At 72.8% G+C, this 21,044-nt stretch carries 18 protein-coding genes; 10 read left to right on the top strand and 8 right to left on the bottom strand.

Translation table 11 applies throughout. The annotated features are described in order from the left end of the window. Window positions 1–27 precede the first annotated feature (27 nt). Both QIS99_RS16200 and QIS99_RS16195 read right to left on the bottom strand, forming a co-directional pair. Window positions 28–1,020: a LacI family DNA-binding transcriptional regulator gene (locus QIS99_RS16200; RefSeq protein WP_282514077.1), complete on the bottom strand. Its 993-nt coding sequence runs from the start codon at window positions 1,018–1,020 to the stop codon at window positions 28–30. A gap of 307 nt (window positions 1,021–1,327) precedes the next feature. Further along, window positions 1,328–2,017 (bottom strand): GntR family transcriptional regulator, encoded by a 690-nt coding sequence (locus QIS99_RS16195; protein WP_282514076.1) that lies wholly within the window; start codon window positions 2,015–2,017, stop codon window positions 1,328–1,330. Window positions 2,018–2,253: 236 nt separating this feature from the next. Between QIS99_RS16195 and QIS99_RS16190 the strand changes: the two genes are divergently transcribed. The 3 genes from QIS99_RS16190 (at window position 2,254) to QIS99_RS16180 (ending at window position 5,882) form a co-directional block, all read left to right on the top strand. Then, window positions 2,254–3,579, top strand: a complete 1,326-nt coding sequence (locus QIS99_RS16190; protein ID WP_282514075.1) for an MFS transporter — start codon at window positions 2,254–2,256, stop codon at window positions 3,577–3,579. Next, window positions 3,576–4,874, top strand: coding sequence for a maleate cis-trans isomerase family protein (locus tag QIS99_RS16185; protein WP_282514074.1), 1,299 nt, complete (start codon window positions 3,576–3,578; stop codon window positions 4,872–4,874). Before QIS99_RS16190 ends, QIS99_RS16185 begins: the two co-directional genes overlap by 4 nt. Window positions 4,875–4,976: 102 nt before the next feature. Continuing rightward, window positions 4,977–5,882, top strand: coding sequence for a polysaccharide deacetylase family protein (locus QIS99_RS16180; protein ID WP_282514073.1), 906 nt, complete (start codon window positions 4,977–4,979; stop codon window positions 5,880–5,882). A gap of 120 nt (window positions 5,883–6,002) precedes the next feature. Here QIS99_RS16180 and QIS99_RS16175 read toward each other — a convergent pair whose 3' ends face one another. Further along, the gene (locus tag QIS99_RS16175; RefSeq protein WP_282514072.1) at window positions 6,003–6,473 is read right to left on the bottom strand and encodes a DUF2690 domain-containing protein; all 471 of its coding nucleotides are present in this window, start codon (window positions 6,471–6,473) and stop codon (window positions 6,003–6,005) included. A 388-nt stretch (window positions 6,474–6,861) separates the two neighbouring features. Here QIS99_RS16175 and QIS99_RS16170 point away from each other — a divergent pair, with 388 nt between their 5' ends. Further along, window positions 6,862–8,061, top strand: a complete 1,200-nt coding sequence (locus tag QIS99_RS16170; RefSeq protein ID WP_282514071.1) for a PQQ-dependent sugar dehydrogenase — start codon at window positions 6,862–6,864, stop codon at window positions 8,059–8,061. A gap of 96 nt (window positions 8,062–8,157) precedes the next feature. Here the strand turns inward: QIS99_RS16170 and ligA are convergent, their stop codons facing one another. Further along, window positions 8,158–10,302 (bottom strand): NAD-dependent DNA ligase LigA, encoded by a 2,145-nt coding sequence (gene ligA, locus QIS99_RS16165; protein WP_282514070.1) that lies wholly within the window; start codon window positions 10,300–10,302, stop codon window positions 8,158–8,160. A 205-nt stretch (window positions 10,303–10,507) separates the two neighbouring features. Further along, the gene (locus QIS99_RS16160) at window positions 10,508–11,350 is read right to left on the bottom strand and encodes a Rieske 2Fe-2S domain-containing protein (protein ID WP_282514069.1); all 843 of its coding nucleotides are present in this window, start codon (window positions 11,348–11,350) and stop codon (window positions 10,508–10,510) included. Window positions 11,351–11,537: 187 nt separating this feature from the next. Between QIS99_RS16160 and QIS99_RS16155 the strand changes: the two genes are divergently transcribed. Then, window positions 11,538–12,467, top strand: coding sequence for an aminoglycoside phosphotransferase family protein (locus QIS99_RS16155; protein WP_282514068.1), 930 nt, complete (start codon window positions 11,538–11,540; stop codon window positions 12,465–12,467). A 26-nt stretch (window positions 12,468–12,493) separates the two neighbouring features. On the opposite strand, the gene QIS99_RS16150 is transcribed toward QIS99_RS16155, so the two are convergent. Both QIS99_RS16150 and QIS99_RS16145 read right to left on the bottom strand, forming a co-directional pair. Then, window positions 12,494–14,083: an ABC transporter substrate-binding protein gene (locus QIS99_RS16150; RefSeq protein WP_282514067.1), complete on the bottom strand. Its 1,590-nt coding sequence runs from the start codon at window positions 14,081–14,083 to the stop codon at window positions 12,494–12,496. Continuing rightward, entirely contained in the window at window positions 14,083–16,116 is a 2,034-nt protein-coding gene (locus QIS99_RS16145) for a hypothetical protein (RefSeq protein WP_282514066.1), read from the bottom strand. Before QIS99_RS16145 ends, QIS99_RS16150 begins: the two co-directional genes overlap by 1 nt. A 197-nt stretch (window positions 16,117–16,313) precedes the next feature. Between QIS99_RS16145 and QIS99_RS16140 the strand changes: the two genes are divergently transcribed. Further along, window positions 16,314–16,928, top strand: a complete 615-nt coding sequence (locus QIS99_RS16140; protein ID WP_282514065.1) for a GNAT family N-acetyltransferase — start codon at window positions 16,314–16,316, stop codon at window positions 16,926–16,928. A gap of 161 nt (window positions 16,929–17,089) precedes the next feature. On the opposite strand, the gene QIS99_RS16135 is transcribed toward QIS99_RS16140, so the two are convergent. Then, on the bottom strand, window positions 17,090–17,941 hold the full coding sequence (locus tag QIS99_RS16135; protein WP_282514064.1) for an endonuclease I family protein: 852 nt from the start codon (window positions 17,939–17,941) through the stop codon (window positions 17,090–17,092). A gap of 302 nt (window positions 17,942–18,243) precedes the next feature. Here QIS99_RS16135 and QIS99_RS16130 point away from each other — a divergent pair, with 302 nt between their 5' ends. The 4 genes from QIS99_RS16130 to QIS99_RS16115 all read left to right on the top strand — a co-directional run bounded on the left by QIS99_RS16130 (window position 18,244) and on the right by QIS99_RS16115 (window position 21,026). After that, window positions 18,244–18,750, top strand: a complete 507-nt coding sequence (locus QIS99_RS16130) for a hypothetical protein (protein ID WP_282514063.1) — start codon at window positions 18,244–18,246, stop codon at window positions 18,748–18,750. Continuing rightward, a complete protein-coding gene (locus QIS99_RS16125; protein WP_282514062.1) occupies window positions 18,747–19,157 on the top strand; it encodes a MerR family transcriptional regulator in 411 nt (136 codons plus the stop codon). Before QIS99_RS16130 ends, QIS99_RS16125 begins: the two co-directional genes overlap by 4 nt. Before the next feature lie 188 nt (window positions 19,158–19,345). After that, the gene (locus QIS99_RS16120; protein ID WP_282514188.1) at window positions 19,346–19,609 is read left to right on the top strand and encodes a hypothetical protein; all 264 of its coding nucleotides are present in this window, start codon (window positions 19,346–19,348) and stop codon (window positions 19,607–19,609) included. Window positions 19,610–19,754: 145 nt separating this feature from the next. Beyond that, a complete protein-coding gene (locus QIS99_RS16115; RefSeq protein WP_282514061.1) occupies window positions 19,755–21,026 on the top strand; it encodes an ROK family protein in 1,272 nt (423 codons plus the stop codon). Window positions 21,027–21,044: the final 18 nt, after the last annotated feature.

Here is a 21,044-nt window from a genome sequence, read left to right as displayed (position 1 = left end):
TGTGCTTGACGCCCGGGGTCCGGCAGCTCAGGCCCGCGGAGCGGGGGCGGGCCCGGTGGTGTCGCGTACGACGAGCTGAGTGGGAAGGGTGACGGTGCGCGGGGTGGCCGGGGCTCCGCCGAGGGACAGTTCGAGCAGGTCGAGCGCCGCGCCGCCGGCCTCCCGCAGCGGCACCGCGACGGTGGTCAACGCGGGCTGGGCGAGTTCCGCGAAGGGGATGCCGTCCACGCCGACGACGCTCAGGTCCTCGGGCACGCGGGCGCCGAGCGCGCGGGCGCCCGCGACGACGCCGAGCGCCATCGGGTCGTTGTGGGTGAGGACCGCGCTCGCCCCGGTGGCGAGGACCCCGGCCGCGGCGGCCTTCCCGCCCTCGTACGTCTGGGCCTGCCAGCCGAGCGGGAGGAGTGCGAGACCGGCTTCCTTCGCGGCGGTGCGGGCCTGTTCGAGGCGTTCCCGGTTGAGCCGGGAGCGGCGCTCACCCTGTACGTACGCGAGCCGGCGGTGGCCGAGCGCGGCCAGGTGCTCGCAGGCCTGCCGCAGCCCGTCCGCGGTGTCGGTGAGCACGCAGGCCGTGCCGGGCGCCTCGCGGTTGACGAGCACGACCGGGGTGGCGCCGCACAGACCGAGCAGTTCGTCGGTCTCCAGCCAGGGGGTGCAGAGCAGCAACCCGTCGGCCCGGTCGCGGAGTTGGGCGATGACCTCGCGCTCCCGCTCGGGCCGGAAGTCGGTGTCGGCGAGGACGACGGTCGTACGGCGGCCACGTCCGGCGGCCTGGGCGGCCTTGACGAACACGCCGAACAACGGGTGGGCGATGTCGGGGACGACGACGGCGACGGTCGCGCCCGCCGGTTCCGGCGCGGCCTGGCGGGCGGCCGGCGGTGCGTAGCCGAGTTCCTGTGCCGCGGACAGGACCTTGCGGAGGGTCGCGGGGCCGAGCCGGCCCGGGTCGCTGAAGGCGCGGGACGCGGTCGACAGGGCGACCTCGGCGCACTTGGCCACATCGGTGAGCGTTGCCGCCAACGGTCCACCTCCGGAGTGCAGTTGCCCCGGCGAAGCGCCGGGACGCGGCCGGTCATCGGTGACCGGTGGCGCCTATCCTGCGAAGGATTGCGCAAGGTTGTCAATGCTTGCCGCAGAGGTTTCCGTACGCGGGAGTCCAGTCGGAGTTCAGCGGCGTTCGGGGCGGTTCCGGGGCACCCGGGCGCGGTTCCGGGGCACCCGGGCGCGGTTCCGGGGGCGGTTCCGGGGGCGCTTCCGGGGGCGTTCGGGACGCGTTCAAGGCGTGAGCAGGGGCTTCACCTGCCCCTGCCCCCCTACCCCTGCCCCCCTACCCTTCCCCCTCCCCGAACAGCATCCCCAACGCCACCGCCCGGTAGTGGCGTACATGACGCAGTGACGCCTCCGCCGAGGCGTCCGCGTCGCCCGAAGCGATCGCGCGGTAGAGGGAGTTGTGCTCCTCCCAGAGCGCGCCCGGCTCGTCGACCTGCTGGAACAGCCAGCGGAGCCGGCCCTCCAGAGGTTCGACCGTGGAGGCGAGGAGTTCGTTGTCGGCGAGCTCCATGATCTGGTGGTGAAACGCCGCGTTGGCGCGGGAGATGCGGTCGGGCCTGCCGGAGAGCGTCGCCCGGCGGGCGTTCTCCAACAGGCGTTTCAGGACGGCGAGTCCGGCCGCGTCGCAGCGTTCGGCGGCGCGGCGGACCGCAAGGACCTCCAGGGCCTCGCGGAGGTCGAAAAGGTTCTCCACGTCCTTGCGGTCGTACCCCTTGACGACGATCCGGCGCGGCGACGCCGCGGTGAGGAACCCCTCGGCGAGCAGGATGCGGATCGCCTCGCGCACGGGCACGCGGGAGACGCTGAACTCCTCGGCCAGATCGCGCTCCACGAGCCGGTCGCCGGGGCCGAGCCGGCCGGTGATGATGCGGTCGCGCAGCTCCTCGCAGACCTGGTCGCGCAGCCAGGCCGTCCTGGTGAGGGATGCGGGCCGCCTGGCTGCCGGCTGCGATCCGTCCTGAGTCACGTTTCCTCCCCGTGTACGCCCCCGTGTACGTCCTCGTGTACGTCCTCGTGTGCGCCCTCGTGTGCGTCCCCGTAAAAGATCTTCCACTTACGGTATACCAAACTCTTGACGCCCCAGCGGAGCGCCCCTACTTTTTGGTATGCCATAACGGGAAACCCCCAGGTCATCGGCGCGTCATCTCTGCCTCACCCCTGCCTGCAGCCTCTCCCTGCCCCTGCCCGAATTGAGGGTATGCCATGAGTTCACGCACGGCCCCACAGTCCACCACCGCCGACAGACGGACCGCGAAGGACCGGCCGAGCCGGGTCCGTTGGAAGATGTTCGTCCTGCTGCTCGGCGTGGTCTCGCTCAACTACATCGACCGCGGCTCCGTTTCCGTGGCCCTGCCCCTGATCACCGAGGATCTGGGGCTCAGCAAGGAGACCACCGGCTTTGTGCTCAGCGCGTTCTTCTGGACGTACGCCCTGATGCAGATCCCCGGCGGCTGGCTCATCGACCGGTTCGGCCCGCGCCTGATGGCCTCCGGGGCCTGCGTCGGCTGGGGCGTCGCCCAGGGCGTCACCGCCGCCGCGACCGGCGTCGGCTCGCTGCTCGGCTACCGGCTGCTGCTCGGCGCCGTCGAAGCGCCCGTCATGCCCGCCGGCGGCAAGCTCAACGCCCAGTGGCTGCCCGCGAAGGAGCGCGGCCGCGGCGCCGTCCTCCTCGACGGCGGCGCACCGCTCGGCGCCGCACTCGGCGGCATCATCATCTCCGCCCTGATCGGCCTGACGGGAAGCTGGCGCACCAGCTTCGTCATCGCGGGCGTCGCCACCGTCGTGGTGGGCCTGCTCGCCTACTGGTACGTACGCGACACCCCGCGCGAGCACCCCGCCGTCAACGAGGCGGAGGCCGCGTACATCGAGCGCGCACACGCCGAGGAGGACGCCGAGGCGGACGCCACGGACGAGCGCACCGGCCTGCGCCCGTACCTCAAGTACCGCTCGTTCTGGGCGATGTGCCTGGGCTGGATGGGCTTCAACGGGGTCTTCTACGGGCTGCTCACCTGGGGCCCGCTGTATCTCTCCGAGACCAAGGGCTTCGACATCGCCGCCATCGGCTGGTCCACGCTCGTCATCTTCGGCGCGGGCTTCGTCGGCGAGCTCATCGGCGGCTGGCTGGCCGACCACTGGCGGTCCCGGGGCGCGGGCGCCAACCGCGTCCTGCGGACCCTGATGGGCACCGCGGGCGCGGCCGTCGTCGGCGGGCTGCTCGGCGTGGTCCTGGTGCCGGACGCGCTGACCGCCGTACTGCTGCTCTCCGGCGTGCTGTTCTTCCTGCGCTGGGCGGGCCTGTACTGGTCCCTTCCGTCGCTGCTCGGCGGGCGCGCCAACGCCGGGGTGATGGGCGGTGCGATGAATCTCGCCGGGAACATCGCGGGCATCGTGACGCCGATCGCGGTCGGCTTCATCGTCGGCGGCACCGGCTCGTACACCTGGGCGCTGCTCTACTTCGTCGGCGCCGGTCTCCTCTTCACCGCCTCGTCCCTCGTCCTCGACTACAGCAGGAGGCTGTCCGTCCGATGAGTTCCGTCCGTATCGGGATGCTCACCCCGTCCTCCAACACCTGCCTGGAACCGGTCACTTACGACCTGCTGCACGGCTCCGCCACGGGCACGGGAAACGACCTGCTGCACGGCTCCACCGCGGGAACGGGCAAGGGCACGGGCACGCGCTCGGGCACCGGCTCCGGCGAGGCCGCGGCTACGGCCACGGCCACGGCCACGGCCACGGCGCACTTCGCCCGGGTGCCGGTCACCAGGATCGCCCTCGACTCCGGGTCCGACGCGCAGTTCGACCCGGCGCCCATGCTCGCGGCCGCGCTGCAGCTCGCCGACGCGCAGGTCGACGTCATCGCCTGGAACGGCACCTCCGGCTCGTGGCTCGGCGTCGACCGCGACCGCGCGCTGTGCGAGTCGATCACCGCCGAGACCGGCGTCCCCGCCACCACGTCCACCCTCGCGCTGCTCGGCGCCTGCGCCGCGTACGGCGTGAGCAGCCTCGGGCTCGCGGTGCCGTACACGCGGGACGTCGCCGAGCGGATCGTGCGGACGTACGCGAAGGAGGGCGTGGCCTGCACGCTCGCCGAGCCGCTCGGCATCAGCGAGAACGAGGCGTTCGCGCGGGTCCCGGAGCGGGACGTCGCCCGGCAGATCGAGGCCGCGGCAGCCGCCGGGGACACCGCGGGGGGCGCCGCCGGGGACGCGCACGCCGTCGCCGTCGTCTGCACCAACGTGTACGGGGCCCGGCCCGCCGCCGAGCTCGAACCCGCCCTGGGAATCCCGGTGTTCGACTCGGTCGCCGCCACCCTCTGGCAGGCCCTCGACCTGGCGGACGCACACCCGGCGCTGCCCGGCCACGGCGACCTGCTGCGCTCCGGCAGCCTGCGCGCCCGCATCCAGCGGGCCCTGACCGAGCTGCGCGGGGCCACCGGCGCGGACCGCACCACGTTCCGCGTCGACCTGCCCGGGCACGGCCTCACCGTGGACCTCACCGCCGGGGAGGCGCTGGGCGACGGCATCCGCTCCATCCGCCGCGACGCCTCGCTGGACCAGCGCCGCCTCAACACCGTGGAGTGGCTGGAGCAGCACCGCAGGCCGCTCGTACAGCCGCACTTCCGCACCGATCCGCAGCCGCCGCAGGCGTTGGTCGACGTGTACGGGGTGCACGCGCAGCTGCTCGCTCCTGTGGAGCGGGACGGGGCGATGGCCGGCTGGATCTCGGTGCACAGCATGGCCGAACGCGAGTGGAGCGAGCAGGACTCCGCGGCCGTCGCCGACGCGGTCGCGCGCATCCACGCGGCGCTCGACGACGCCCACTGAACCCGATTCTGGTACCCCATCCCACGTATCCGTAGATATCCGTAGATATCCGTATGTATTCGTATGTATCCGTACGTATTCGTACGTAGACAAGGACCCCACATGGCCAAGGACATCAAGATCGCACTCGGCGTGGACGTCGACGCCGTCGCCGGCTGGCTCGGCTCGTACGGCGGTGAGGACTCGCCCAACGACATCCAGCGCGGCGTCTTCGCCGGCGAGGTCGGCACCCCGCGGCTGCTGAAGCTGTTCGAGCGGTACTCCATCCGCACCTCCTGGTTCATCCCCGGCCACTCCATCGAGACCTTCCCGGCGCAGACCGAGATGGTGATCGAGGCCGGTCACGAGATCGGCGCGCACGGCTACTCGCACGAGAACCCCATCGCGATGACCCCACGGCAGGAGGAGGACGTCCTCGCCCGCAGCGTCGAGCTGATCGAGTCCTTCGCGGGCCGCAAGCCGCGCGGCTACGTCGCCCCCTGGTGGGAAATGTCCGCCCAGACGGCCGCGCTGCTGCACAAGTACGGCTTCTCCTACGACCACTCCCAGAACTACCGGGACTTCACCCCGTTCTACGCCCGCGTCGGCGACAGCTGGACGAAGATCGACTACACCAAGGACGCGGCGGACTGGATGAAGCCCCTGGTCCACGGCCACGAGGTGGACCTGGTGGAGTTCTGCGGCAACTGGTACGTGGACGACCTGCCGCCGATGATGTTCAACAAGCACTCCCACAACAGCCACGGCTACGTCAGCCCGCGCGCCCTGGAGCAGGACTGGAAGGACCAGTTCGACTGGGTGCACCGGGAGTTGGACTACGCGGTCATCCCCGTCACGCTGCACCCGGACGTCTCCGGCCGCCCGCAGGTGCTGCTGATGCTGGAGCGGTTCATCGAGTACGTCTCGGGCCACGAGGGCGTCAGTTTCTGCACGCTTGAGGACGCGGCGGACGACTTCCGCGCCCGCTTCCCGTTCGCGGGGAAGGAGCGGCCGGTGGACATGCGGTGAGCGGGGCGGGCGGTCCTCGGCGGCGCTGACGAACAGCCCGGGACGGACACACGGCAACGCCCGCCCCGGGGCCTCGGGGCCTCGGGGCCTCAGGGGCAGGCGTTGTCGTGATGCTGTCGGTCAGTAGGAGCCGGTGCGGCCCTTGTAGTAGTAGACCGAGGTGTCGTAGTCGGCCCACGCATACGCGGTCATGTTGTGATCCGCGAGCATCTCCGTGTAGCAGGACGAGCCGTTGACCGGAACCTGGCACCAGTAGTCCTTGCTGGAGCCATTGCGCTGGATCTGCGCGTCTCCGGCCTTCGCGTTGTTCTCGTCGAAGGGGGCGTCGGACAGCCGGGCCCAGATCGCCTCGCACGAAGGGCTGTAGCGCAGCTCCAGCAGGGCGCCATTGCTGCCGCCGAGACGCGCACTGTCAACGGTACGTGCGTCACCGCCGCAGTAGGCGGCGGGGTTCTTCCCCTCGCATCCCCAGTTCCAGCATCCTCCGGTAGGTGCCTGCTCGGCCGCAGTTGCAGCAGCAGGTGCGAGAACGAGCGACCCGGTAGCCAGCGTGAGTGATGCCGCTGCGGTCGCCAGGCGGACACGTGCCATCAGTTCCTCCCCGTTTGAACATGGATGATCGTTCCAGACCCGTTTTCCTCGTTGCCCAGGCAGCTTGACGGACCAGTCCCCCGGTCAACCAGAGGCCGCGGGGATGTTTCGGGCCTGCCCGAAACACGGCAGCTCGGGCCTGAGCGGCCGAGGGCGGACCCGCCGGGGGCCGAGGGGCCGGCAGCCGCCATTCGGGGAGGAATCCCGGCATTGGTCTATGCCAGCCGCCGACGTCTCCGTATCCTCAGCCGTAGCCAGTGACACACCATCCGTGACACACCATCCCCCCACCCCGGTCGAGTGTCGCCGCGGGCACAGCGGAGCGCAGATCGGCGCCCGTGCCCTGCACTGTGCGACCTCGCCCTTCGCCGCCCCTAGGAGGGCCACGGTGAACTTACGCACCAGAAGCTCGGCCGTCGTCGGCACCGCCGCCGTCTGCCTCATCGCCTCCCTCGCCCTCGCCACGGCCTCCGCCGAGGAGGCCGACACCGGCACCGCCCGCGCACGGACCACCGCCCAGGCCGCACACGCGGCCCGAGCCGCACAGGCCCCGCAGGCCCCGCAAGTCGCGCTCAAGGAAGTGGCCACCGCCAAGAATCCGTCCGCAGGAACCGCCGGTCCCGGTGGCGCCGTCTGGATCGCCGAACGCGCCGGAACCGTACGGGTCCTGGGTGACCAGGGCCTCGGCGAACCCGTCCTCGACATCTCCGGCGAGACCACCACCGACGGCGAGCGCGGCCTCCTCGGCATCGCCTTCGACCAGGACTTCAGCCACTTCTACATCTCGTTCACCGACCGCGAAGGCACCAGCACCGTCGACGAGTTCGCCGTCGAGGACGGCAAGCTGCAGCCCGGCACCCGGCGCACCGTCCTCACCCAGACGCAGCCGTACGCGAACCACAACGGCGGCGACATCAGGTTCGGCCCCGACGGCTATCTGTACATCGCGCTCGGCGACGGCGGCTCCGGCGGGGACCCGCACGGCAACGGACAGAACCTCGGCACCCTCCTCGGCAAGCTGCTGCGGATCGACCCGAGCGGCGGCGACCCGTACGCCGTGCCCGCGGACAACCCGTTCGTCGACGATCCGGAGGCGAGGGACGAGATCTGGGCGTACGGGCTGCGCAACCCATGGAAGTTCTCCTTCGACTCGGGTACGGGCGATCTGCTGATCGGTGACGTCGGCCAGAGCGCCTGGGAGGAGATCGACTGGGCTCCGGCCGACAGCAAGGGCGGCGAGAACTACGGCTGGTCCGCGATGGAGGGCAACCATCCCTTCCGGGGCGGCACCGAGCCCGCGAACCATGTCCCGCCGATCCACGAGTACGACCGCAACGGCCTCGGCTGCTCGGTGACCGGCGGCTACGTCTACCGGGGCGACAAGGTCCCGGGGCTTCAGGGACATTACGTGTTCAGCGACTACTGCGACGGCACCCTGCGCTCGCTGGAGATCGAGAACGGCAAGGTGACCGGCGAGCACGACCTCGGGGTCAACGGCGGCGAGGTCGTCTCGTTCGCGCAGGACGGCGACGGTGAGCTGTACGTCCTCGACCTCGGTGGAAGCGTGTCCCGGATCGATCCCGCCTGACCCCGGCCCGGCCCAGCGCACCCCGCCTGACCCCGGCCCGGCCCCGCGCACCCCGGCGGGGCCGGGCTCGCCGTCACCCTGAAGCCGGCGGGCCCGTCACCGTATGAACTCGCCCACCAGCGCCGCGAATTCGTCCGGCGCGACCAGGCGTATCCCCAGGGTTTCGGCCTTCGTGCGCTTCGAGCCCGCGCCCTCGCCCGCGACGACCAGGCTGGTGTTCTTCGACACGCTGCCCGACGCCTTGCCTCCGGCTCGCTCGACGAGTTCGTTCATCTCGTTGCGGGAGAGCTTCTCCAGTGGGCCGGTCATCGCACCGGTCACCACGACCTTCATGCCCGCCAACGGGCCTGAGGCGGCAGAAGGTTGTGACTTCTCGCTCGCATCTGTCGCGTCGGGCTCGGTGGCCGGTGCGGGCGGTGTGGCGCCGGGCTCCGTCATGGACAGGCCGGCCGCCGCGAGCCGGTCGATCTGGTCGCCGAGCTCGGCCAGTTCGGCGACGATCACCGGGGCCTTCTCCCCGCCGATGCCCTCGACCTGCTGCATCGCCTCCGCGTCCGCCGCGCGGATCAGCTCCATCGTGGCGAAGTGGCGGGCGATGCGGCGCGACATCGAGCGTCCCGTGCCCCGGATGCCGAGGGCGCACAGCACCCGCGACAACGGCTGCCGCTTGGCTGCGTCCAGGGCGGCGAGGAGGTTGTCGGTGCTGGTCTCCCCCATCCGTTCCAGGCCGAGCAGGTCGTCCCGGGTCAGGCGGTCGAACAGGTCCGGGAGCGCGGAGACCAGCCCCGCTTCGACGAGTTGCACCACCCGGGAGTGGCCGAGGCCCTCGATGTCGAGCTGGTCGCGCCCGGCCGCGTACGCGACGGAGGCGACCAGGTGGCAGTTGCGGCCGCGCTCGCAGCGCCACCGCTGCTCGCCGGTGTCGATCCCCGAGCCGCACTGCGGACAGGCCGCGGGGAACGCGATCTCCCGCTCCTCGCCCGTCCGCAGGTGGGCCACCGGGGCCTCCACCCGGGGGATGATGTCGCCTGCCTTGTAGACCATGACGTGGTCCCCGAGCCGCAGGCCGCGCCGCGTGATGTCGGCCGGGTTGTGCAAGGTGGCGTACGTGACCGTGGAGCCGTCGATGTCGACGGGTTCGAGGACCGCTCGGGGCGCGATGATGCCGGTGCGGCCGACGTTCCACTCCACGTCAATCAGCTTGGTGATCTTCTCCACGGCGGGGAGCTTGAAGGCGAGGGCCCAGCGCGGGGCGCGGGAGCCTTCCCCGGCCGCCTGCTGGTCGGCGGCGAGGTCGGCCTTGATGACGATGCCGTCGATGCCGAAGGGGAGTTGGGCGCGCAGCGCACCGATCTCCCGCACGCGTGCCAGGACCTCGTCGACCGTGCTGACGACCGTGCCCGGCACCTGCGTGCTCGCCGGGGTGTTGACGCCGTACCGCACGGCCCGGTCCATCAGGGCGCCGTGCGCGGAGTCGGCGAGCTCGGCGGCGAGGCCGTCGCCGGTGCCGGGCAGCGGAAGCAGGCCGTACCCGAAGAACGTCATGGGGACGGTGTACGCGCGGTCCTTGGCGCGCAGGGTGCCTGCGGCGGCGTTGCGCGGGTTGGCGAACGGGTCCCCGCCGTGCTGGGTGCGCACCTCGTTGGCGTACTCGAACTGGGCGGTCGTCATGAGGACTTCGCCGCGCACCTCGACGGTGGCGGGTTCGGTCAGCTCGGCGGGCAGCCCCTCTATGGTGCCGATGGCGTGCGAGACGTCCTCCCCGGCTGTGCCGTCGCCACGGGTGACCAGTTGGGTGAGGCGGCCCTGCCGGTACCGGGCGGCGATCGCGAGGCCGTCCAGCTTCGGCTGGACGTTCCAGGACGCGACCGGCCGGGCGATCCTGCGCTCCAGGGAGGCGGCCCAGGCGGTGAACTCCTCGTCGGAGAAGGCGTTGTCGAGGCTGAGCATCGGGACCGTGTGCGGCACGTCCCCCTCGACCGCGCCGCCGGCCACCTTGCCCGAGGGCGAGTCGGGCAGGTTCTCGCCGGGGTGGGCCGCCTCGTACGCGGCGATCGCGCGCACCAGTCGGTCGTACGCGTCGTCGTCCAGGGCGGAGCTGCCGTTGTCGTAGTACGCGGCGGCAGCGCGGACCGCCTGCCCGACCGCCTCGGCGTAGGCCGTGGCGGAGGGCAGCGCGATGGCCTCGGCGGGCGCTTGACCAGCAGGAACAGCGGAAGGAACGGCAGAGGTTGTCGTCATGCCCCCATCCTGCCGTGCCCCACTGACAATCGGCCTCGACGGCCGCCCGGCAGCCGCCCTCGGGGCGGGCGCGGGCACGGGCGCGGGCGGGGGCACGGGCACGAGCGGGGGCACGGGCACGGGCACGGGCACGGACGCGGAGGGGCGCCCGGGGCGGCGGTTGAGCACGCGTCGGCGACGCGCTGCAGGTCAGCCCCGCACAGGGTCAGGCCGAACGGACCTGAACGCGCCCGTCGTCGACCTTCGTGTCCCAGCGGGGCGCGTCGACCGCGGCGGGACCGCGGACCGCGGCGCCGTCCGTCAGGCGGAACTCGCTGCCGTGCCAGGGGCACCGGATGCAGCCGTCCCGGATCTCGCCCTCGTCGAGCGGTCCGCCGGCGTGGGTGCAGACGGCCGACAGGGCGTGGACCGTCTCGCCCCGGCGTACGAGCACGACCGGTACGCCCCCCGCCGTGACCCGCAGCGGCTTGCCGTCGCCCAGGTCGGACAGCGCCGCCACGTCCGTCCACTGGCCGACCGTCGGCTGGAACGCGGTGTGGTTGACGCCGACGCCGCGCACGAGCGAGAGGTGACCGCCCAGGTAGGCGGAGCTCAGGGTGAACCCGAGCCCGATGCCGCTCAACACCGCGCCGACGCCGCGCCGGCCCTTCCGGCGTGCCACGAGGCTCGCCGCCTGCAGGGTGGACGCGGTCGCGTTGCACACCGCGTGCACGACGCCGACCCGCCGTTCGGGGCCGTAGGTGTCGGACCAGTCCGAAGCCCCCGAGGCGGCCGTCGGGACCGTCGCGAGCAGTCCCACGCCCACCAGACGACGCGCGGCCCCGGCCCCGGCGGGACCCGCGGTCACGTCAAGGACGGACGCCATGACGTACGCCCCGATGGGCACGTCCGTCAGCACGGGGTGCAGCGGGTGGCCCAGCCACGTTCCCGACAGCGCGTTCTTCACCTTTTCGGCACCCGTGACCCGTCCCACCAGGCCGGAAAGCCTGTGGCAGACACCGTCCAGCGCTTCCATGCCTTCGATCTGCCTGATCAGACTCTGTGCCATGGCCGCTTCTCTCGTCGTGGGGTGAGTTCTCGTCGTGGAGCGCCACCGCCCGCTGTTCGCACGATAAGGAACTCCGGGTGGCCCCACAAACAGAGCGCCCCCTACAGACAGAGCGCCGCACTGATCTTCACCCGTCGGATTCTGGCACGCGGCGCTGACAACGGGCGGCGCGCGTAAGGTGACCCGGGTGATCGACGTACCGGACACGTTCGCCGAGGCGACCGTCGCGCGCGAGGGCGAGCCGGGGGCCGTCTGGCTCGGCCGGCTGCCCGGTGTCGTGAGCGCGCTGCTCGAACAGTGGGGCTGCGCGCCCGACGGGGCCGTGCGGCACGGGGGCGTCGGGGTCGTCGTTCCCGTGCGTGCGCGGGACGGGAGCGCCGCCGTCCTGAAGGTGTCGTTCCCGCACCCCGGCAACGTCCACGAACCGGACGCCTTCGCCGCCTGGCGAGGCCGTGGCGCGGTCCGCCTGTACGAGCGGGACGACGACCGGTTCGCGATGCTCCTGGAGCGGGTCCGTACGGCGACCCTCGCGGAGGTCGAGGACGGCGACGAGGTCGCGACGGTCGCGGGACTGCTGAGCCGCCGCCTGGCGGTGGCGGCGCCTCCCGGACTCCCCCGGCTGCAGGACCGGGCCGGGGAGTGGGAGGCCGAACTCCGCCGGGACGCCGAGGAGTTGACGCACCGGGTGTCGGACCGCGCGCTCGGCGCCGCCCTCGCGACGGTCCGGGAACTCGCCGCCTCTCAGCCGGACACCCTCGTCCACGGCGACCTCCACCCCCGGAACGTGCTGCGCGCCGACCGCGAGCCGTGGCTGGCCGTCGACCCCAAGGGGCAGGTCGGCGACCCCGCGTACGACGGCGGCACGTTCCTCAAGTCGCGGGCGCTCGCCTTCCTGGAGGCGGACGACCTGCGGCGGGCGGCGCTGCGCTCGCTGGACGTGTTCTCCGAGGCCGCGGGGCTCGACCCGGTGCGGCTGCGGCGCTGGGCCCAACTGCACGCCGTGCAGGCCGCGTTCTGGGGGCGGCGGCACGGTTTCCGGGTGACCCGGGCGGGCGGCGCGGAGCTGGGGCGGCTGGTGGCGTTCGCCGAGCAGTTCGCGCAGACCCTGACTTCCTGAAGGGCGCACGAGAACGGGCCGGTTCATCACCGCCGCGGTGCCGTGCACGTCGCTTCGAGGGGCTTGCCCTCCGGCCAGGCCACGCCGACGAAGTCGAGCTTCTGGTCCGGCTGCCACTTCGGGTCGAGCCGTACGCGGTGCACGGCCTTGTTGTACGCGTTGCCCTGGTTGTCGAGGCAGATCCAGCCCGTCGTACCCCTGATCTTGTTGACGCTCTTCAACTGGTGCCAGCCGCTGGCGACTTCGTCGAGGCGCGGGATGCGGCGGCCGCCCTCGGCCTGGCGGCGGATGTTGATGACGGCGGTGCGCGTCGCGTCGTAGATCGTCATGAGGCGGGAGTCCTCCAGGTCGGCGTCCTTCAGCCCGGCCGCCGCCGCCCTCAGGTGCCGCATCTCGGTGCGGGCGTCCTCCGCCTCCGGGGCCTTGCTGTCCTCCCAGGCCTCGGGGTGCCCCACGGCCGCGTACTCGACGGTGACCCGCTCCAGGGCCCTGCGCCACTCGTCCAGGTCGTCGCGTGTGACGTACGAGTCGACCGTGGACGCGCCAGAGCCGGTGATCACGCGGAAGCTGTTCTTCGTCCTGGCGCACGGCTGGCGGCCCAGCTCAAGGACCAGCATGCGCAGTTGGGGCGGCCGTCCGGCGAAGTAGATGTCCTTGGCGCCGGACTGGCAGATGTTCTGGGCGATGTTCTCGAAGTCGCCGGCGAGGCTGGGGTCGTCGTCGGAGCCACCGGACGAGCGGTACTGCTCGGACTCCAGGGCGCCGCTCGGCCGCTTCGCGTTGAACGCGTCCCGGAGGGTGTCCACGTAGCTGTCGCCCGGCCGGGTGTCCTCGACCAGGAACACGTTGTCGTCGCCGGGCAGGCTCGCAAGGACCTCGGCCTGGTCGTCGTTGGGCGGGACGATCCGGGCGAGGCCGGGCATGGTCAGGTCGGAGGCGGTGATGGGGCCGCCGACGACGGGGATGCCGAGGTCGGCCGTCAGGTGCCGGATGGCGTTCTTGGTGTTCTCCTCGCTCATGTCGAAGCCCACCACGGCCCGCAGGTTGTGCTCCTTCGACCGTGCCATCTCGTCCAGTTCCTCCGCCACGGCCGCGTAGTGGGCGCTGCCGAGGCCGGGGTTGGCGAGCACCAGACGGACGGCCGGTGAGCCGCGGTCGTTCATGCGGAGCTGCGCGAGGTGGGCGCCCTGCACCTCGTGGCGGATCTGGTCGCGGACGGCGGCCTCGCGGTTCGGGTCGGTCTCGTCGGTGGTCAGGGGGATGAGCAGGGCCACGGTGACGTACGGGAGGCTGCCGCGGGTGACGCGGCGGTTCTCCTTCTCGATGGCCGCGGAGATGTCGTCGAGTTCGCCGAAGACGAAGCCGCCGTCGCTCACACCGGTGCACTCCTCGGCGGGCCCGCGCTCCCAGACGCGCTCGGCGCAGCGCTGGGTGAGGTAGCGGATCGAGCCCCAGCCGGAGCCGAGGGCCAGATAGCCGCAGAGGGCGAGGACGACCGCGCCGACCGCGCCCGCGGTGAGGTTGCGGCGGTTGCGCCACCACGGGACGGGCGCCGGGTCGGGGCGGGCGAGGGGACCGCGGCGGTCGGGCCGGTCCCGTTCGGGCGATCCGGGCATCACCACGGCTCCTTGTCGTAGGACTGGACGCGCTCGTGCAGCGGGAGCCCGCGCAGGTGCGGAACGTCCTCGCTGAGCTGCTGCAGATGGACGGCGATCTCCGTGCGCAGCCGCGCCGTCGGGTCCCACAGCGGGTCCGACCAGAGCGAGGCGTACGGGTCGGCCGGCGGGTGCACGGTGAGCTGGCCGGCGATCAGGAGCCGTGCGACGGGGAGTTGCTCGGCGGGGACACGGGTGCCGAGGCGTTCCACGGCGGCCTCGTACTCCTGCGTACCGTCGTCGGGCGCGGCGATGCGCGGGTGCGGGGCGCGCTGCACCCACGACAGGGCCCGGCACCACTCGGCCATGTGCACGCCGCCCTCCTTGACGTCCTGGAGGAGGCCGTGCAGGAACCGGGTCGCGGCCGGTACGTCGCCGAGTGCGAGGTGGTGGTACGCGGCGTCCCGGCCGCGCTGGGCGTCCCGGAGCCTGCGGTGGGCCCCGGTCCAGGTTCCGGCCTCGGCGCTGTCCTCGCTGCGGGCGAGGCGCTGCAGGAGGTGGCGGCGGGCGATCGGCGGCACGGTGAGGACGTCGCCGCCGTCGAGTTCCACCACGTCGAAGCGCAGCTCGTCGCCGATCAACTCCGTGACCTGGTAGAGGAGATGGTTGCCCCTGCCCCACAAGGTGTCCGCCGCCAGGGCCTGTACGGGAACGGCGGCCGCGGCCACGCGCGGGAGGCGGGCGCGGACGGCTGCGGGCACGTCACCGAAGAGCCGCTCGTACGCCTCCTCGGCGACGGAGGGCCGGTGCGGGGCGAGGGTGAAGATCCGGCGCAGCCGCGTGTCGACGGGCAACTCGTCGTCGAAGCGGAGGAGTCGGCGCAGGACGGCCGCCGTCGCGAAGGGCTGTCCACCGGTGAGGTCGTGGACGATCCTGGCCAGCCAGTCCACCGGACGGCGCACGCCCGCCGGGTCCGGCAGGTGCGCGAGGAGCGGCCGGCACTGCTCGGCCACCTCGGCGCGGGTGAGCGGGCGCAGCTGGGCGACGCGCACATGCGGTCTGCCGCGCACGTCGAGCGGTTCGAAGTGCTCCTCGTCCGCTTCGGCGTACGGGTCCGGTGTGCGCTCCGCGTACGAGGACCAGCAGGTCAGCAGGCGGCCCGCGGGGACGTCGAGCGGTTCGACCAGGCGGGGGCGGCTGCGGGCGGCGGCCAGGACGAGCAGGGGGTCGCCGTCCTCCGGGCCGCCCCGGCGGGCGGTGCGCAGGGTGTCGAGGAAGGCCTGGCCGCGGTCGTCGTCGGCGTTGTCGAGGAGCAGCAGGCAGCGCAGGGTGCGCAGTTCGTGGCCCTTGGCGGTGTCGTAGGCGCGGCGCAGGTCGTCGAGGAAGGCGCGCAGCAGCACTTCCTGGGCGCGCCGCCGCTGCCGGTCGTCGCCGTGCTGGAGGCCGTGGCCGAGCCCGACGAGGAAGTCCTCCGGGGAGGCGGGCGCGTGCACATGCCGGGCCAGGGCGCGCCGGACACGGTGTTCCTGCAGGCGCCGCATGCCTTCGGAGAGGAACGGCAGGGCCGCGAGCCCCCAGGCGGGCATGCCGGCGAGCGAGCCGAGCTTCTCGGCGAGCGACAGGTACAGGTCGAGGGACTGCTCCCGGCCGCGCCCCTCGTCCAGGGCGGCGCTCAGCTCGGCCAGGGCGGTGTCCCGGTCGGCCTGGTCGGTGCGTACGGCGAGGGCGAGCCGCAGCGCCGCGTAGGCGGGCAACTGCATGGGCGGCAGGCCGGGCACTTCGGCGCTGAGCTGGAAGGCGACGCGGGCCACGACGTCCGCGGGTTCGCGCACACCGTCCGGGAGCCCGGCACAGTCGATGTGGGCGACGTAGGTGTTGGCGGCGCGCTCCTCGAACGCGGCGAGCAGGCTGGACTTGCCGCTGCCCGGGCCGCCGAGCAGCACGTGCACGTCCCGCCCGTGCCTGCTTCCGCTCGCGGCGACGAGCTGCCGGGCGAACCAGTCGTCGAGGACCAGGTCCCGCCCGGACGCCCCCGCCCACTCCTGGTACGCCACCGGGCCTCCCCTCGGCTTCGGGAGGCTTCATCGTCGTACCAACTGCACGATGAGGCAAGGCAGTTGATCGCACGCGTGGGCGGGTCCGATCTGCTCAGCGGGCGCGGGCCCCGGTCAGGGTGCGGTCACCCTCGTACCACCGCGCTCTCCACCCATGGGCGGGCCCAGCCGCAGACGAAGATCAACAGGTGTGCAGAATGAGCGGTGTGCCGAAAATCAACGCCCCGACGAAGGCGACGTCCGACGACGCCGAAGCGATCAGCCGCACCCTCGCCCTGGCCTTCGACGACGACCCGATGATGCGCTGGTTCTTCCCCGAGGACACCACCCGCGAGGCAGGACTGCGCCGCTACTTCCACACCCTCTTCACCCGGCAGTACGGCCTGCACGGCGTGTGTGAACGCACCGACGCCGCGGCCGCGTTCTGGGTGGCACCGGAGGGCCAGGAGAAGGCCGTGCCGGACGCAGGGACCGTCCAGGAGCTGCAGGACATCCTCGGCGACCGCGCCCCGGTGTTCCGCGCCGCGGTCGAGGCGGCGGCGGAGCACTCGCCGAAGGAGCCGCACTGGTACCTCGCGGTCGTCGGCGCCGACCCGGCCGCCCGAGGCCAGGGCCACGGCTCGGCCCTGCTCCGCTCCGGCCTCGCCCAGGCGGACGCGGCGGGCCTGCCGGTCCACCTGGAGTCCTCGAAGCCGGACAACGTGCCGTTCTACGAGCACTACGGCTTCGAGGTACTCGGCGAGGCCCAACTCCCCGGCGGCGGGCCCGTGTTGTGGGCCATGCGCCGTGCACCCCGGCGAGCCGGTGCCTGAACAGCCAGCCTGCGGCAGGTAGGCGTCCAACGGTCCTCTCGCGGGCCGCAGAACGCCACGGGGCCCGGTCCGATGATGCGGTCCTGATGCGGTCCCGATGCAGACCCGATGCGGACCCGACGCGGTCCGGGCCCCATGCGTACGCCTCGGCGGGCGAATCGTTACTTCCAGATCTCCGCGACCCACTCGGGGTGATCGATGAACGGGTTCCGGTTGTGCTGGATGTCGTCGAAGATGACCTGGTTGCGGCGCTTCTCGAAGTCGTCCGGCGGGTCCTCGGCGTGCCACTGCTTGAGGACCGAGAGGCGGCCGATGGCGGGCGCCGAGCCGTTGTTCACCTCGTCGTTGGGCTCCAGGTCGGCGAAGCCGTCGTCACCGTCGTAGCGCACGGCCATGTAGAGGATCATGCGGGCGACATCGCCCTTGACCGCGTCGCGCGGCTCGTACGAGTCGTCGTCGGTGAAGTTGCCGGGCGCCTCGGAGAGTTCCTCGCCGCCGTTGTCGAAGTCCTTGTTGCCGCGCGTGCCGTTGACCGACACGTCGGTGGGGCGCAGGTGGTGGACGTCGGTGCCGGGGCCGGTGGACGTGCCGAAGTCGCCGTGGGACTTGGCCCAGACGTGCTCGCGGTTCCACTGGTCCGGGTCGCCGCCGTTGGTGTCCTTGGACTGCGAGCGGCCGCTGTAGAGCAGGATGACGTTGGACGTGTTGGCCGGGTCCTCGTCGGTCTTCTTGAGGGCGTCCCAGACCTGGTCGTACGAGAGCTTGGTCTGGTCGCTGATGATCGTGTGCAGCGCGGCCTTCAGCTCGGGGCCGGTCTTGCCGATCGCGTCCTGGTAGTACGTGTCGTCCAGGGCCTGGACCGCGGTGCGGGCGCCGGGGTCGGCGGTTGTGCTGTCGGTGGCACCCTCCGTGGCGAAGGCCACGGAGGGGACGGCTATCGCGGCTGCGGCGGCCGCGACGAGCAGCGGGCGGCGCCAACGGCGGCGGGCGGAATGGGCGGCATGAGCGGACATGTCGTGGGGGTGTCCTCTCCCGAACTGGGCAACGGAGCAACAACGTTTCACCAACACTCGTCCCCCGGATGGCAGTTGACGAAGCATCGACCCCCGCACCCTGCCACGCCACCCGGTTCCCGGGGTAGCCCCGACCCGTCTGTCTCATGCCGAACACATGAACGCGCGCAGCCGCCCCCCGAGGCAGCCGCTCGCCTACACCCCCACACCCGCACGCCCGCACGCCCACACGCCCACACGCCCGCACGCCCGCACGCCCGCACTTGACCCTGCACCGCGGTGCAGGGTGCACCGTGACGGTCATGACCGCCACGACGACACCGACCGCTCCGGCACCACGCACCGGAGACGCCACCACCCGCCGCAGCCCCGGCGCCGTCCGCATCGGCGCCTGGTACGACCTGGCCGTCGCCCTCCCCTTCACCACTCCCTGGACCGCCGCGCTCGCCCTGGACGCCGTCCGCGCCGCGCACGCCGCGCTCGGTCTGCCCGGCCGGGCCCCCGCGCCGTTCGCGCCCGAACACCTGCTGTTCGTCACGTTCTTCGGCGTACTGGTGACCATGTGGGCGGTGGTGCGGCTCGTGCGGGGCGACCGGGTGACCGGGGTCGCGGACACCGCGGGGCGGGCCGCGTTCGCCCTGCTGATGACGGCCGCCCTGGCCGCCGGGGCCACGCCGGTGCTCGCCGGGTTCCTCGTCGTCGAGGCCGGGTTCCTGCTGGCGCAGGCACGGCAGTTGACACGGTCCCGGCCCGCCCGTACACGTACCAGCCCGCCCACTTCACGCACTCAGGAGACGGTCAGCCCGTGAATTCCGCCGACGCCGCACGCGCCGCCGACGTACCGCCGAGCACCCTGCGCTACTACGAGCGGCGCGGCTTCCTCACCCCCGCGCGTGACCCGCATTCCGGGTACCGGCGGTACACGGAGGCGGATGTACGGCGGGTCCGTTTCGTGCGGCGGGCCGGGGAGCTGGGGTTCGGGATGGGCGACGTGGCCGCGTTCCTGGCGCTCGCGCGCGGCGGTGCGGTGCCGGGCGCGCGGCTGCGTGCGGTGGTCGACGCGAAACTGGACGACCTGGACGCGCGCATCGCCGACCTCACCCGGATGCGGACGGCGCTCGCCGCGGTCGCCGACGCGGGTGAGGTGGGGGCGTGCGCGTGCCCCGTCGAGGCGGCGCTCGTCGGGGGTGCGGCGGAGGACCCGGTCGTACGGTGAACTCCGGGGCGCTGACCGGCCGTTCGGGGCGGCTTGTCCAGGGGGCGCGGGGGCGAGTGCGATGAGCGGCGGATTGCACCGACCGGGTGATCCGTGGCCGGTCCCGCAACCGGATGCGGCCGTGCGCGCCTCTCATGCCGTGCCGTCGACGACGGTACCCCGTAGCGAAGGAGAGCGTTGTGCACACGATGACTGCCCCTCACGTAGCCGACTCGACGTTCCGCACCTGGCCGCAGGACGACTTCCTCCTCCCGCCGCCGAACCCGGCCCAGCGCATGGAGCCCTCCCGCGCGGCGGTGCTCGACCCGCGCGACCTGCGCCGCCTCGAACTCAACGCGGCCCTGACGGCGGCCGGGATCGCACCGCTGCCCGGCGACCGCGAGGCCATCGACCAGCTCAGCGCGCTCCCGCACAGCGTCCACGAAGCCCTGCACCGCTGGCTGACGGCCTGATCCCGAGCCGTCGGGTTCTGCCGCCCGACAGTCAGAGCCGCCCGACAGTCAGAGCCGCCCGACAGTCAGAGCCGCCCGACAGTCAGAGCCACCCCACTGTCCGAGCCGCCCGATGTCAGAGCCGCCCGATAGGCTCGACGGCACGATGAACAACCGCCGAGCCCCTCTGCAGCCCAAGGCCGACAAGGCCGCCGTGCGGCGGCACAACCTGAGCCTCGTGCTGCGGGCCGTCCACGACGAGGGCGTAACGACGCGGGCCGCCGTCGCCGGGCGTTCGGGGCTGACCCGCGCGGCCGTGTCCTCGCTGGTCGAGCAGCTGCTCGCGAGCGGCTTCCTGAGCGAGTCCGGAAAGTCGTTCAGCGGCCAGGCCGGGCGCCCCGGCACCGTCCTGAAGGTGGCCCGGACGGGCTGCGCGGGGGTCGGCGTGGAGATCAACGTCGATTACGTGACGGTCTGCGTGGTCGACCTGTCCGGCACCGACCGCGTACGCCTGACCGAGCACCTCGACAACCGGGGTGTGCCGCCCGCCGACGTGCTCGCGCGGGCCGCCCGGATCACCGCGGACGCCCTGGAGTCGGCGACGGCACAGGAGCTGCGGCCGGCCGGGGCGCAGCTGGCGCTGCCGGGGCTGGTGTCCGGCGGGACGGTGCGGCAGGCCCCGAACCTGGGCTGGAGCCGGGTGGCCGCCGAGGGGATCTTCGCGCAGGCCCTGGCCGGCCTGCGGCTGCGGCTCGCCCCCGAGGCCGCTCCGCCGCCGCTGCCGGTCGGCTCGGGCAACGAGGCGGACGCGGCGGCGCTGGCCGAGCTGTGGTTCGGCGGCCCGGCGGGCGACGGGGGGCGCGGGCCGCGCAGCTTCCTGTACCTGTCGGGCGAGATCGGCATCGGCGGCGCACTGGTCGTCGACGGTGAACTGCTGCGCGGCGCCCACGGGTTCGCGGGCGAGATAGGGCATGTGGTGGTGGACGAGGACGGCCCGCTGTGCCGCTGCGGCGCGCGGGGCTGCCTGGAGCAGTACGCGGGCCAGGCGGCGCTGCTGCGGGCGGCCGGTCTGGCCGCGGACGCGGGCCGGCCGGGCGTCACGGAGCTGGAGCGCCGCGCCCGGGACGGGGACGCGCCCGCGGTCGCCGCGCTCACCGGTGCGGGCCGCACGCTCGGCCTGGTGCTGTCCGGGGCGGTGAACCTGTTCGACCCGGACGCGATCGTGCTCGGCGGCACCTTCCGCCCGCTGCTGCAGTGGCTGGCCCCGCCGATCGCCGAACGCCTGGAGCGGCGCGTGGTGTCGGGCCTGTGGTCCGCGGACAGCGGCCGGCTGCGCGCCTCGTCCTCGGCCGGTGACGCGGCCCGCGGTTCGGCCGCCCTGGTCGTACGGGACGTCCTCGCGGACCCACTGGCGTACGCGGAGCGGGCCGCGCGCTGAGGCGGCGTACCGTACCGC

Origin of the sequence: Streptomyces solicavernae (assembly GCF_029968095.1) — a bacterium.
Lineage (GTDB): Bacteria > Actinomycetota > Actinomycetes > Streptomycetales > Streptomycetaceae > Streptomyces > Streptomyces solicavernae.
This window is presented reverse-complemented; position numbering and strand designations above follow the sequence as displayed.

Bases quoted from the DNA above. Each gene is read 5' to 3' on its own strand.
- QIS99_RS16190 (WP_282514075.1), top strand. From the start codon at position 2,254: ATGAGTTCACGCACGGCCCCACAGTCCACCACCGCCGACAGACGGACC.
- QIS99_RS16185 (WP_282514074.1), top strand. From the start codon at position 3,576: ATGAGTTCCGTCCGTATCGGGATGCTCACCCCGTCCTCCAACACCTGC.
- QIS99_RS16180 (WP_282514073.1), top strand. From the start codon at position 4,977: ATGGCCAAGGACATCAAGATCGCACTCGGCGTGGACGTCGACGCCGTC.
- QIS99_RS16175 (WP_282514072.1), bottom strand. From the start codon at position 6,473: ATGGCACGTGTCCGCCTGGCGACCGCAGCGGCATCACTCACGCTGGCT.
- ligA (WP_282514070.1), bottom strand. From the start codon at position 10,302: ATGACGACAACCTCTGCCGTTCCTTCCGCTGTTCCTGCTGGTCAAGCG.
- QIS99_RS16160 (WP_282514069.1), bottom strand. From the start codon at position 11,350: ATGGCACAGAGTCTGATCAGGCAGATCGAAGGCATGGAAGCGCTGGAC.
- QIS99_RS16150 (WP_282514067.1), bottom strand. From the start codon at position 14,083: ATGCCCGGATCGCCCGAACGGGACCGGCCCGACCGCCGCGGTCCCCTC.
- QIS99_RS16140 (WP_282514065.1), top strand. From the start codon at position 16,314: ATGAGCGGTGTGCCGAAAATCAACGCCCCGACGAAGGCGACGTCCGAC.
- QIS99_RS16135 (WP_282514064.1), bottom strand. From the start codon at position 17,941: ATGTCCGCTCATGCCGCCCATTCCGCCCGCCGCCGTTGGCGCCGCCCG.
- QIS99_RS16130 (WP_282514063.1), top strand. From the start codon at position 18,244: ATGACCGCCACGACGACACCGACCGCTCCGGCACCACGCACCGGAGAC.
- QIS99_RS16120 (WP_282514188.1), top strand. From the start codon at position 19,346: ATGACTGCCCCTCACGTAGCCGACTCGACGTTCCGCACCTGGCCGCAG.
- QIS99_RS16115 (WP_282514061.1), top strand. From the start codon at position 19,755: ATGAACAACCGCCGAGCCCCTCTGCAGCCCAAGGCCGACAAGGCCGCC.